Consider the following 12719-nt stretch of genomic DNA (forward strand, 5'->3'; position numbering starts at 1 on the left):
GGTCACGACTGCAAGCGGCGGCGGGCCCTGCCAATGGACCGCCGCCGTCACTGCACGTTGACCAGCTTGGAGGGCAGCAATTCGCCATGGTCACTGAGGATGGAATAGCCGATGCCGCTCAGCAGGGAGTTGATGCGGCGCAGGGCGTGAATGGTCTCAAGGTGCAGATCGCTGGTCTGCACGCTGGTGGCGTTGCCGGCGCGCAAGCGGGCAAAGTGCTGCGACATGCTCGAGCGTTCCATGCCGTTGACCTCTTCCTTCTCGGCCACCAGTTCGCGCGCTGACTCGGTATCTTCAGAGATCAGCACGTTGGAGGCCAGTTGCATGTTCTCGAGCACGCGCGCGTGCAGTTCCATGATCTCCTGCCAGCCAGGCAGGGAAAAGCTGAGACGGCGCTCGAATTTCTGATCGGCCAGCTTGAGCAGCTGTTTGGCGATGATATCGCCGGCCTGCTCCAGGCTGATGGCAAAATTGATGAGATCGGAGGCGCGCCGCGTCTGCTGGGGGGTCATGGCGTCCCACTTCAGGCGGGTCAGAAACAGCTTGATCTCGCGATTGGACTGATTGACCTCAAGCTCCAGCGCCTTGACCCGGCGGATCGCGGCCTTGTCGCCGCTCTGGTAGATTTCCATGACGGGCTGCAGCATGACCTCGACGGCCTCGCTCATCCGCAACAGCTCCCGCGTCACGCTGGCCAGCGCCAGATCAGGGTTGGTCTGGTTATCGGCCTGCAGGGCCGGTGTCCGCAGATTTGCCACGTTGAGCTCGCCCGGCACCACCGCTTCGGTGACGAAGCGTTCGGTGGCGCGCGCCAGCAGACCGGTGAGCGGCAAGCCGAGCAGCATGACGGCGGCGTTGAAGCCGATATGGAGCAGGCTGGCCTGCTGGCCCACCGAGCCGGGCAGCGTCCCCAGGTGAGGCAGCGCCAGCTGGAACAAGGCCAGACAGATCACCGCCGCGCCGCCGCGCACGGCCAGCACCCCCAGAGACATGCGCCGCGCCCGAACATCGGCGCCGCGGGTCATGGCGACGGCAATCAGCGTGCCACCCAGATTGGCGCCGAGCACAAAGGCAGCTGCCACCTCGAACGGAATGACGCCCGTTGAGCCAAAGCTGATGATGACCAGAATGGTGGCCACCGAGGAATAGGAAATCCAGGTGATTGCCGCGGCCACAAAGAAGCTGGTCCACAAATCGCCCCGCAAATAGCCGATGGCGGCTTCCAGCACGTCACCACCGCGCCAGGGCGCGGTTGCTTCCGAGACCATCTCCAGCGACAGCAGGACGAAGGCGATGCCGATGATCATGCGGCCCAATTGCTTGGTCTGGCGGCTATTGCCGCGCAGAAACAGCAGGCCGCCCACGATGATCAGGATCGGCGTCAGCAGGGTCAGGTCAAACGACAGCACACCGGCAATGATGGACGAGCCGAAATAGGCGCCGAGCATCAGGGCCAGGCCGGTGGCGCCTTCCAGCAACCCGCCAGCGGCGAACCCGGCCGCCAGGGCGGCGACGGCGGTGGAGCTCTGCAGCGCAATGGCCATCAGGGTACCGGCGCCCGCTGCGCTGATCCGGCTGTCATTGGCACGGGCCAGCAGGCGCTTCAGCTGTGGTGAATAGGCGCGCTCAACCGCCGAACGGACCATGCGCACCGCCCAAAGCAGCAGCACAATCGCAGCAATCAGTTGAACGGCAAGCAGATACATCCAGTACTCCAGAAAGTCCGCGCCGAAACGGCGCGTCGTGCATGCTCAACCTTTGTCTGAGCAGATGCAAGGTCAGTCGCGCGCTGTTACCGGGTGTTTGAGCGGCGCGGTTGGCGCAGCGCGGTTTGCCGATTGTCGAGCAGGTGAGCGCCGTTAGCGGCGGCGCGCTCCTTGCGGGCGATTGATGGCGCGCCGGCAACTTCGGACAGCCAGCGGCGTTAGGCTAGATAGACAGCAGCAATGTCACCAAGATGTGGCGCCGGGTTCTGGCTGCTGCTCAATACCGGAGAGTGCAAATGGCTGAAATCGACCATGAGAAGATCCGCATCGTTGCCTATGAGCTGTGGGAGCGCGACGGCGCACCGGAGGGGCGCGCGGACGACTACTGGCACGCTGCCGTCAAACTGCTGTCGGACGAAGCCCATTCGGCGGAGCCGACAGATAGGGCGGCAACGCCGATGCCGACGCCGCCAACACCGCCCATCTGAGCGCCGGCCTAGCTGGCCTGGTCGAAGCGCTGGCGGGTGACCGCTTCGAGCGCACGCAGCATGACCGATGAATCGGCGCCGGGCTTGCAGGTGTCCACGCTCATGATCTGGCGGAACTGGCGCGCGCCCGGCAGGCCGGCGGCCAGCCCCAGCATGTGGCGGGTGATATTGTTGATGCGGGTACCGGCCGCGCACTCGCGATCGGCATAGATGACCATGGCCTGCATCACCGCCTCGAGCGTCACCGGCGCGGTGGTGGCGCCGAAAAAGCGGCGGTCGACCTCGGCCAGCAGCATGGGATTGTGATAGGCAGCGCGGCCCAGCATGACGCCATCGGTATGGGCGAGCTGGGCCTGGGCCAATTCGAGCGTATCAATGCCGCCATTGATCAGCACCGGCAGCGGCGCCAGCCGGGCGCGCAGGCGATAGACGCGATCATAGTCGAGGGGCGGAATGGTGCGGTTTTCCTTGGGCGACAGGCCCTGCAGCCAGGCCTTGCGGGCGTGCACATAGAGCGCCGCGACCCCGGCCTCGACCATGGCATCGGCAAAGCGGTCCAGCCCGGTTTCGACGTCAGAATCGTCGATGCCGATGCGGCATTTGACGGTGACCGGGCGATCGGTGGCGTCGCGCATGGCGCGCACGCAATCGGCGACCAGCGCCGGCTCGGCCATCAGGCAGGCGCCAAAGCGGCCCGACTGCACGCGATCGGACGGGCAGCCGACATTGAGGTTGATTTCGGCATAGCCGTAAGCGTCGGCCAGCCGCGTGGCCGCCGCCAGTTCGGCGGGATCGGAGCCGCCCAGTTGCAGCGCGACAGGTTGCTCTGCCGGATCAAAGCGCAGATGGCGGTCGACATCGCCATGCATGATGGCGGCGCTGGTGACCATTTCGGTGAACAACAGGCTTTCGCGCGTCAGCAGGCGATGGAGGAACCGGCAGTGGCGGTCCGTCCAATCCATCATAGGGGCAACGCTGAAGCGCCGGGCGCGGGCAAGAGAGCTCATAGGGCGGGCAAATAGCGCAGATTGGGCCGATTGGCCAGCCGCTGGGGACAGGGCGGGGTTGCGCGGCCGACTAACATGTCAGTGATGGTCATGGCGCGCGAATTCCAGTATGGCGGCTGCATCAGGTTCAACGAGTGCGTGCAACATGCCCCTGCCCCGTTTCATCGCCGTGATCGATATCGGCAAGACCAATGCCAAGGTGGTGTTGATCGACGCCCAGACCAGCCAGCAATTGGCGGCGCGCAGCACGCCCAATACGGTGCGGTCGGACGGGCTTTATCCGCATGCCGATGTGGAGCGGCTGTGGGGCTTCATGCTGGAAAGCCTCGGCGCCCTGCAGGCCGAGCATGGCGTGGATGGCATTTCCATCACCACCCATGGCGCCACGGCGGCGCTGCTGAGCGGCGACCGCCTGGCCTTGCCGGTGCTGGATTACGAGTTTGCCGGCCCCGATGAAACCGCGGTCGACTATGGCGCGGCGCGGCCCGATTTTGCTGAAACCCTGTCGCCGCGCCTGCCCAACGGGCTCAATATCGGCGCGCAATTGTTCTGGCAGAGCCGGCGCTTTGCCGAGCCGTTTGCCAGCGTCACCCAGATCCTGACCTATCCGCAGTATTGGGCGTGGCGGCTGAGCGGCGTGATGGCCAGCGAAGTCACCTCGCTGGGCTGCCACAGCGATCTGTGGGCGCCTGACAAGGGAGATTTTTCCAGCCTGGTGCGCCAACAGGGCTGGCGCGAGCTGTTTCCGGCGGTGCGGCCGGCGGCCTCGGTGCTGGGAGCGATCCGGCCCGCACTTGCCCAGGCAACGGGGTTGCGGGCGGAAACGCCGGTCACCTGCGGCATTCACGATTCCAACGCCTCGCTGCTGCCGCATCTGGGCAGCCATGCCGAGCCGTTCACCATTCTGTCGACCGGCACCTGGGCCATCGCCATGACGGTGGGCGGCGACACGAGCCATCTCGATCCAGCGCGCGACAGTCTGGCCAATGTCGACGCCTTCGGGCGCCCGGTGCCGACGGCGCGCTTCATGGGCGGGCGCGAATTCGACATGCTGGCACCCGGAGCGGTGACGCCGGTGGCGGCCGATGTCGATGCGGTGATCAGCGGCGACGTACAGGCGCTGCCCAGCTTCATGGCGGGTGTCGGCCCCTTCCCCGACCATGTGGGCCGCTGGACCGGGGACCCCGGGACGCTGAGCCCGGGCGAGCGCACGGCGGCGGTGTCGCTCTATCTGGCGCTGGTGACCCAGACTTGCTTGGGCCTGTGCGGCCTGGGCAAGCAGATCATCGTTGAAGGACCATTGGCCCGCAACCAGCTGTTCGCGGCGGCGCTGGCCCGGCTGACCGGGGTGCCGGTACAGGCGTCAGGCGATGCGACCGGGACGAGTCTGGGCGCCAGCATGCTGTTTGGCGGCGGCGGTGGCAGCGCGACGGGCACGCCCATTGCCCCACTCGAGCATGAAGGGTTCGACGCCTATGCCGCACGCTGGCGCGCGCGGCTGGCCTGACAGCGCCAATCAGAGCGTGATCGGGGCGCTTTTGGGGCTAGCGCGCCGCCACGTCATCGAGCGACGAGTTTGCCTTGTGCAGCGATTTCTCACGCAGCCAGATATAGAGCCCGCTGGCGATGATGATCGCGGCCCCCACAATGAACAGCTGATCCGGCGGCTGGTTGAAGATCAGCCAGCTGGCGATCGACAGGTATAGCAGGCTTAGATAGTTGAACGGGGCCAGGGTGGCGGGGGGCGCGTAGCGGTGAGCTACCGAGTTGAGAAAATGCCCACCCAGGCCGGCAACGCCCATCACGAAAAAGGCCAGCCAGGAAATGGGCTGGCTGGGCCACACCCAATCGGTGAGTGCCACCGGGGCAATCAGGATCACGGGCACCACGCCGACAAAGAACTGCTGGGTCTGGGCGCTGTCGACGCCGGCCAGCTTGCGGGTGAGGATGGAGAACAATGCCAGGAAAAACGCGCAGCCGACACTGAGCAGTGCGGCGGGCTGAAAGGCCTCAGATCCGGGCCGGACAATGATGAGAATGCCGATGAAACCGACGGCAATCGCCGCCCAGCGACGGGGCCCCACGGTTTCGCCCAGCAGCGGACCGGACATGGCGCAGATGATCAGCGGGGAGCTGAACTGGATGGCGCTGGTGACGGTGAGCGGCAGGTAGCGCATGGCGAGGAAGTTCAGGCCGGTCGTGCACAACAGGCAGACGCCGCGCAGGACTTCCAGCTTCCAGTTATTGCTGATGAAGAGGTTGCGGCCGGTGACCGGCAGGAACAGCACCAGCAGCAGCGCAAGGTGCATGCCATAGCGCATGAAGATGATCTCGGTGGTCGGCATGCCGCCAACTGAGAGCCACTTGGCGGAGACATCGAGGACCAGCAACACCAGTTGGGAGACCAGAACCAGCGTGATGGCATAGTTGGCCCGGCTCTCCACAGGAGCAACGACGCTGGCCATCAGCTCAGCCAGCCAGCAGAAGAGGCATCATGGCTGAACGCTATAGTCATCAACATGGCGAATCCGGGAGGAACACGGCGACTGCCGCGGAACATCCATAGCGTTGGAATATGCCGCCGCAGGTGTCAATGCGCCGGTCGCTAATACTGGTATGGAAGATGAAATAGGGCCAGCCGGCACCCCTGAAGCCATTCCCGGGGTGCCGACCGTGACAGGAGACGCGGGCTAGAACGTCTCGCTCAGATTTCGCACCTTGAGGGACTTGACCAGTTCGGATGCCGAAGGGGTGGCGCCGTGGCGGGGGGTAAAGGTGAGGTCGGTGGTGCGCCCCGGCAGGAGCGTCACGGCATTGTCGGAGAAATAGCCGGGCGTATCGACCGTGGCGGTGACGAACAGCGCCGGCTGGTCGCTGGTGAGGCTGAGCACCAATTGACCATCGACATCGGACCAGGCGGCCCGGATCTTGGGCTGCACCAGCTCATAGGCCTTGTAGGGCTTGGGGAAATAGTCGTTCTCGCCCAGCAGCTTGCCCTCGGCGTCGCGCCAGGAGAAGAACAGGAACTCGTCTGCCGCCAGGTCGACCGCCGGGATGGCCGCGACTTCTACCGCGCCATCGGGCGAGATGGTGCTGTGGCCGGTGAACAGTTGGCGCTCGCCACCGGCAACCTTGACCGCCCGAACTTCCAGGCTGATCCCGACCGGCGCACCGGTGTCGTTGATGGCCTTGAGCACAATCCGACTGGGGGGTGCGTTCTCTACCGGCTTGCCGCGCGAATTGGTCGGCACCGCGTCATGCACCGGCACGGCGACGACATTGACCGGCAGGAAGAAGCGCTTGGCCATGTATTGCAGCAGCTTCCACTGCCCGCCGTAATCGAGGCTCGACCAGGAGGCGACCGGCCAGATGTCGTTGATCTGCCAGAACAAGGTGCCCATGCAGCGCGGCTTGGTGGAGCGCCAGTATTCAATGGCGGTCTTGATGGCGAGGCCCTGCTGGATCTGGGACAGGAACACCATCTGGTCGAAATCGCGCGGGAAGCGGAAGTAGCGCGTCATGGTTTCGAGGATACGGGCGTTGCCGCCATCATTGCGCTGGTGGTTTTCCATCACCGGCGAGGACGGGTTGCGGTCCCTGGGCTCGGAAAAAGTCTCGATGACGTTCATCGAAGTGAAGGACTGGAAGCCGAATTCGGAGGCAAAGCGCGGATTGACGGTGCGATAGGCCTCAAAGCTCTTGGCCGAATGCCAGACGTCCCAATAATGCGTGTCGCCGCGGGTATCGGCGTGCCAGCCATCGGAGAAGTCCAGATAGCCCATGGAAGGCGAGGACGGCCAGAAGCGGCGGGCGGGATCCTCGTCCTCGACGATATTGCCGAGCATGGAATTGAGGCGATCATAATTGGCGACATAGCGCTCGGGCGCCGCCTTGGTCTCGGGATACCAGCCAAGCGAGCCGATGACTTCATTGTCGCCGCACCACAGCGCGATACAGGCGTGATGGCTGAGCCGGCGCACCTGCTGGGTGATTTCGGTGCGCACATTGGCAAGGAAAGGGCGATCCGAGGGGTAGCTCATGCAGGCAAACATGAAATCGTGCCAGATCAGAATGCCCAGCTCGTCGCACATCTCGTAGAAATAGTCCGGCTCATACTGACCGCCGCCCCAGATGCGCAGCATGTTCATGTTGGCGGCCTTGGCGCTTTCCAGCAGGTCGCGGATGACTTCGGGGGTGATGCGGGACGGAATGGCGTCGGCGGGGATCCAGTTGGCGCCGAGCATGGAGATGTCGCGGCCGTTGATGCGGCACTTGAAGGAATGGTCGATCTCGTCCTTCTCGACGATCCACTCAAGCTGGCGCAGGCCGATCTGGCGGGTGGTCTTTTCGCCGTCCAGATTGGTCACCAGTTCATAGAGCGGCTGCTCGCCCTGCCCCGCCGGCCACCAGAGTTTCGGGTCGTGTATGGTCAGGTTGTGGGTGAAGAGGTTTTCGCCGGGATTGACCACCAGCTTGTCGGTGACGGTCTGGCCGGCAATGGTGTGCTCAAGTTCCACCTCACCGTGAGCAAAGGCAAAAACCCGAGTCTTTATCGACAGTTCGACCGAATGGCTGGCATGGGCCTGATCGACCTGCACGCTCTCCTGACGGGCCAGGCGCGACTTGCGCAGGGCCATGGTGCCATAGACGCCGATGGGCATGATGCAGATGCCCCAATCCCAACCCGCATGGCATGCCGCCTTGCGGATGAAGTTCATGTGGATGCCGGCAAGACCATTGGTCTGGTAGTTCTTGGTGAAGGGGATCGGGAATGGATGGGCGTCGGCGCGCGCCCTGGCCACGTCGGGGGCAATGGCGAAATCGATGCGCAGGGTATTGTCGCCCTCGCGGACCATGCCGGTGACGTCGATGTCGTAGCGGATGAAGCTGTTGTCGGTTTGCGCAATGACCTCGCCATTGAGCGAAATGGTGGCAATGCAGTCGACCTCGCTGAGGGTCAGGGTCAGATAGCCAGCGATATCGGCGGCGCTGGCGCTGAAGCGTCGCTCCACCGACCAGGCGGTTTCATTGACCCACATCACCTGCTTTTCGTTTTCGCCGTAATAGGGGTCGGCAATCTTGTCGGCAGCCAGCAGCGCCGAATGCACATCGCCGGGCAGGTCCAGGGGCACTGCTATGTCGCTGGTGGGTGAGGTCAGGGCGAAGCGACCGGCCAGATCGATTGCCGAATAGGTGGCGGGGATAGACATCAACAACTCCTGGGAGCAGCGCAAGCGGCGCTGCCAATACTGCTGGAACGGGCGCACCGAGCGACAAGAAAAGCCGATGCAATCGATTTCATCCGCTTTTAGCCGGACTCGTGACAGCTTCCAATGGGGTCGATGCCCAAAATGTTGGCAGCGCTGTCAATGCGGCAATCGCGACAGGTGTCTCTATGCCGCACCGCTTACAGTTCTATTAGGACTTCAGCAGGTAGGCTGCTTCCATACAAAGGGCGCAGTCGATGTGGTCACTCGAGTCAATAAAGCGACAGTTTTCGGTTCCGGACGACCCCGAGCTGGTGCTGGCACAGGCCCGGGCGCTGTCGACGCAGGTCCCGCTGATGTATGCCATGGTGGTGGTCAACACCGTGATCCTGGCGGTCAGCCATGCCGGGGCGGGACCGGATCTGCTGACCCTCTACGCACCGGCGATGCTATCGGTGCTCTGCGTGGCGCGCATCGTCTCGTGGTTGCACGGTCGGCAGAAGCTCAACGATATCGATGTTGCCCGCCGCAGCCTGCGACGCATGATGCGGGTGATGCCGCTACTGTCGATCGGGTTCAGCGTGTGGACCGTTGCGCTGCTGCCCTATGGCAATGCCTATCAGCAGTCCCAGGTCGTGTTTTTCGCCGGCGTCACGACCATTGGCTGCATGTTCTGCCTGATGCATATGCGCGCCGCGGCCGTGTCCATGGGCGCCCTGCAGCTGGTTCCGTTCACCATTGCGATGCTGATGATGAACAATGTGGTGATGACGGCCATCGCCATCAATCTGGGGTTTGTGGTGGCGGGCGTGCTGATTGTCCTGCTGGGCAATTATCGCGACTTCGCCGACCTGGTGGCATCGCGTTCGGCGATGGCGCGAAAGCAGGCCGAGACGCAGCGCCTGTCGGACGAGAATAACCGGCTGGCCAATGTCGACCCGCTGACCGGCCTGCCCAATCGTCGATGGTTTGACCGTCAACTCGACGAGATGCTGGGCGAGAGCAACGCGGACGGCACAGCAATTGCCGTCGCGCGCATCGATCTGGATGGCTTCAAGGCCATCAACCAGACGTTCGGACAGACGACCGGCGACCGGGTGCTGGCCGAAACGGCCCGCCGCATCAGCACGGTGAGTCCATCGGGCAGTTTTGTCGCGCGTCTGGGGGCCGACAATTTCGCGCTGATCACGCGCGATGTTCAATCGGACGCCGGGCTGCAGCGCCTGGGCACTGAATTGTGCCGCGCCCTGCGCAGCCCTTTCGACCTGCCGGACGCCAATATCCACCTGTCAGCGTCAATCGGCTTTGCCGCATCCCATCCCGGCGACACCGCCGAGATGGCCTATGACCGGGCCGACTACGCGAACTCGGTGGCCAAGCGCGAGTGTCGCGGCCATGCCGTGGTGTTTGCCGACCGCCACGACCGCGAGATCCGCAAAGTGCGCCAGATCGAGCACGAATTGCACACCGCCGACCTCGACAAGGAAATCCATATCCTGTTCCAGCGGCAATTCGATACCGCAACGAACCGCACGACGGGCTACGAAGTGCTGGCGCGCTGGAACAGCCCGGTGCTGGGGGAAGTCTCGCCAATGGAGTTCATTCCACTGGCAGAGCATATCGGCTTGATTTCCAAGGTGACCCAAACCGTCCTGCGCAAGGCGCTGGCCGTCTCGGCCACCCTGCCCAAGCACATCCGCCTGTCGGTCAATCTGTCAGCCCATGACATCGGTTCCGCCACGGCGATCAAGGCCATTGCCGGTTTGCTGAAACAGGCTGGCACACCGCGCCGAATTGACTTCGAGATCACCGAAACCGCCGTCATGCGTGACCTCGATCAGGCCAATTCTTCCCTGCTGACGCTGCTGGCACTGGGGTCACGGATTGCGCTGGATGATTTTGGCACCGGCCATTCGAGCCTGACCCACGTGCAGCGGTTGCCGCTGGACCGCATCAAGGTCGACCGCAGTTTTGTCACCGATATCTGCAATGACCGAACCAGCCAGGCCATCATCAAGACCACAACCGAACTCTGCCGCAATCTGGGCATTTCATGCGTGATTGAAGGGGTGGAAACCCAGGAGGAGCTCGACGTGCTGGTGGGGCTGGGTGGCACCGTCATCCAGGGCTATCTGTTTGGCCGACCGGTCGATGCCGACACCATGCTGGCGCAACTGGCGCGCGAGCGGACCGTCCGCAGCGGCGACGCCAGAAGAGCTTCTGGCGCCACCAATTAGGCTTTCCCGGCGCGTTGCGGCGCGGCTACTGCGCCGCCTCATCAGGCAGGTCGGCGTCGATAAAACCACCGGACTGGCGATTCCACAGGCTTGCATAGAGGCCGCCGGTCTGCAGCAATTGGGCATGGGAGCCCATTTCCACGACACGTCCCTGATCGAGCACCACCAGCCGATCCATCATGGCGATGGTGGACAGGCGATGGGCGATGGCAATCACCGTCTTGCCGCGCATCAGCAGCTGCAACTGGCTCTGGATCGCCGCTTCAGCCTCCGAATCGAGGGCGGAGGTGGCTTCGTCGAGCACCAGGATCGGGGCGTTCTTGAGCAGCACGCGGGCAATGGCGATACGCTGGCGCTGACCGCCCGAGAGCTTGACGCCCCGCTCGCCCACATGGGCGTCAAAGCCCTTGCGACCCTTGGCATCGCTCAATCCCTCGATGAACAGGGTGGCCTCGGCCAGATCGGCCGCTTCGCGCATCATCGCCTCGCTCGCGTCGGGGCGGCCATAGAGGATGTTCTCGCGCACCGAGCGATGCAGCAACGAGGTATCCTGGGTCACCACGCCGATATTGGCGCGCAGACTGTCCTGGGTCACCCTGGCAATATCGTGGCCATCGACCAGAATGCGGCCATCAGCGCGGTCATAAAAGCGCAGCAGCAGATTGACGATGGTGGACTTGCCGGCCCCGGAACGACCGACCAGGCCGATCTTTTCGCCGGGACGGATATGCAGGTTGAGATCCTCGATCACCCCGCCTGTCTTGCCATAGTGGAACGAGACGTTCTCGAACTTGATGTCGCCCTTGACCGGACCGATCGGTTCGGCTTGCGGCTTGTCCGAGACGACGCGCGGCAGCGAGATGGACGAGATGCCATCGCGCACGGTGCCGATGTTCTCGAACAGCGAGGACATTTCCCACATCACCCACTGGCTCATGCCCTGGAAGCGCATCACCAGACCCAGCGATACGGCCACCGCACCGGGGCTCATGGTGCCCTGCAGCCACAGCCAGATGCCGGTCCAGCCCACCGCAAACAGCAGCAGGGCATTGGAGAAGTTGACCAGAATGTTGAGGACGGAAAACAGCCGCATCTGCCGGTAGGCGGTGTCGAGAAACTGGTCCATGGCCTCCTTGGCGTAGCTTTCTTCCCGGTTGGAATGGGAGAACAGCTTGACGGTGGCAATGTTGGAATAGCTGTCGACGATGCGGCCGGTCATCAGCGAGCGCGCGTCGGCCTGCGCCTCGGAGATATTGCCCAGACGCGGGATGAAATAGCGCATCATGGCGACATAGGCGACCAGCCAGACCATGAACGGCATTGCCAGGCGCCAGTCCGAGGAGGCCGCCAGGATGACGGCGCCGGTGAAGTAGACGACGACATAGACCAGCATGTCGAGCAGCTTCATCACCACTTCGCGCACGGCCAGCGAAGTCTGCATCAGCTTGGCGCCAATGCGACCGGCGAACTCGTCCTGGAAATAGCTCATCGACTGGCGGATGAGATAACGATGGCTCATCCAGCGAATGCGCTGCGGGAAATTGCTCAGCAGCGTCTGGTGCATGATCAGCGTGGAAAACACCACCAGCAGTGGCATGACCACCACCACGATCGAGGCCATCAGCGCCAGCTTCCAGCCATCAGTCTGGATGAAGGTGGCGCGATCGGCCTGGGCCAGCCAGTTGACGATATCGCCGATAAAGCCGAACAGCAGGATTTCGCTGGCTGCGATGGCGGCCGCCAACAAAGCCATCAGCAGCAGCCATTTCTTGGCGCCGTGGCTGTAATGCAGGCAGAATGCCACCAGCCCCTTGGGCGGCTCGCTGGGCTCGCCCAGAGGATAGGGATTGAGACGTCGTTCAAACCAACGCAGCATGGTCACTCACCGTAATTGGGTCCGCCGGACCGTCGTGCAAGGCGCGATGTGCACAACCTCAAGCATGGTTGAGGTCAAGCCGGCACTGGCCAAGAGCGAACAGGCAGCTAAGAAATCTGGATACCGCGCTCATGGGCCCGCAATCAGCCCAGAGGAGACACGAGCCGCGACCCTATCATGCCCCCTCCCCAATGCCGT

The 12719-nt window shown here is 63.5% G+C and carries 8 protein-coding genes; 3 read left to right on the forward strand and 5 right to left on the reverse strand.

The genetic code is table 11. From position 1 onward, the window contains the following. Positions 1-47: 47 nt before the first annotated feature. The gene (locus tag ABFY71_RS07835) at positions 48-1706 is read right to left on the reverse strand and encodes a Na/Pi cotransporter family protein (RefSeq protein WP_347945451.1); all 1659 of its coding nucleotides are present in this window, start codon (positions 1704-1706) and stop codon (positions 48-50) included. A gap of 296 nt (positions 1707-2002) precedes the next feature. Between ABFY71_RS07835 and ABFY71_RS07840 the strand changes: the two genes are divergently transcribed. Beyond that, positions 2003-2194: a DUF2934 domain-containing protein gene (locus tag ABFY71_RS07840; protein ID WP_347945452.1), complete on the forward strand. Its 192-nt coding sequence runs from the start codon at positions 2003-2005 to the stop codon at positions 2192-2194. 8 nt (positions 2195-2202) lie between these two features. Here the strand turns inward: ABFY71_RS07840 and dusA are convergent, their stop codons facing one another. Beyond that, complete coding sequence (dusA, locus tag ABFY71_RS07845; protein ID WP_347945453.1) at positions 2203-3201, reverse strand: tRNA dihydrouridine(20/20a) synthase DusA; 999 nt, start codon at positions 3199-3201, stop codon at positions 2203-2205. A 145-nt stretch (positions 3202-3346) separates the two neighbouring features. Here dusA and ABFY71_RS07850 point away from each other — a divergent pair, with 145 nt between their 5' ends. Then, positions 3347-4708 carry an FGGY-family carbohydrate kinase gene (locus ABFY71_RS07850; protein ID WP_347945454.1) on the forward strand — a complete coding sequence of 454 codons (1362 nt, stop codon included), beginning with the start codon at positions 3347-3349 and terminating at the stop codon, positions 4706-4708. A 37-nt stretch (positions 4709-4745) separates the two neighbouring features. Here ABFY71_RS07850 and ABFY71_RS07855 read toward each other — a convergent pair whose 3' ends face one another. Beyond that, on the reverse strand, positions 4746-5666 hold the full coding sequence (locus ABFY71_RS07855) for a DMT family transporter (RefSeq protein ID WP_305576192.1): 921 nt from the start codon (positions 5664-5666) through the stop codon (positions 4746-4748). A gap of 225 nt (positions 5667-5891) precedes the next feature. Further along, positions 5892-8411 carry a beta-mannosidase gene (locus ABFY71_RS07860; RefSeq protein ID WP_347945455.1) on the reverse strand — a complete coding sequence of 840 codons (2520 nt, stop codon included), beginning with the start codon at positions 8409-8411 and terminating at the stop codon, positions 5892-5894. 254 nt (positions 8412-8665) lie between these two features. Here ABFY71_RS07860 and ABFY71_RS07865 point away from each other — a divergent pair, with 254 nt between their 5' ends. Further along, positions 8666-10645, forward strand: coding sequence for a putative bifunctional diguanylate cyclase/phosphodiesterase (locus ABFY71_RS07865; protein ID WP_347945456.1), 1980 nt, complete (start codon positions 8666-8668; stop codon positions 10643-10645). 25 nt (positions 10646-10670) lie between these two features. On the opposite strand, the gene ABFY71_RS07870 is transcribed toward ABFY71_RS07865, so the two are convergent. Beyond that, positions 10671-12521 carry an ABC transporter ATP-binding protein gene (locus tag ABFY71_RS07870; RefSeq protein ID WP_347945457.1) on the reverse strand — a complete coding sequence of 617 codons (1851 nt, stop codon included), beginning with the start codon at positions 12519-12521 and terminating at the stop codon, positions 10671-10673. Positions 12522-12719: the final 198 nt, after the last annotated feature.

The sequence above is a fragment of the Devosia alba genome, assembly GCF_039938915.1.
GTDB classification, from domain to species: domain Bacteria; phylum Pseudomonadota; class Alphaproteobacteria; order Rhizobiales; family Devosiaceae; genus Devosia; species Devosia alba.

Coding starts and splice junctions, on each gene's coding strand:
- ABFY71_RS07860 (WP_347945455.1), bottom strand. CDS start 8,411: ATGTCTATCCCCGCCACCTATTCGGCAATCGATCTGGCCGGTCGCTTC.
- ABFY71_RS07850 (WP_347945454.1), top strand. CDS start 3,347: ATGCCCCTGCCCCGTTTCATCGCCGTGATCGATATCGGCAAGACCAAT.
- ABFY71_RS07870 (WP_347945457.1), bottom strand. CDS start 12,521: ATGCTGCGTTGGTTTGAACGACGTCTCAATCCCTATCCTCTGGGCGAG.
- ABFY71_RS07840 (WP_347945452.1), top strand. CDS start 2,003: ATGGCTGAAATCGACCATGAGAAGATCCGCATCGTTGCCTATGAGCTG.
- ABFY71_RS07855 (WP_305576192.1), bottom strand. CDS start 5,666: ATGGCCAGCGTCGTTGCTCCTGTGGAGAGCCGGGCCAACTATGCCATC.
- ABFY71_RS07865 (WP_347945456.1), top strand. CDS start 8,666: ATGTGGTCACTCGAGTCAATAAAGCGACAGTTTTCGGTTCCGGACGAC.
- ABFY71_RS07835 (WP_347945451.1), bottom strand. CDS start 1,706: ATGTATCTGCTTGCCGTTCAACTGATTGCTGCGATTGTGCTGCTGCTT.
- dusA (WP_347945453.1), bottom strand. CDS start 3,201: ATGAGCTCTCTTGCCCGCGCCCGGCGCTTCAGCGTTGCCCCTATGATG.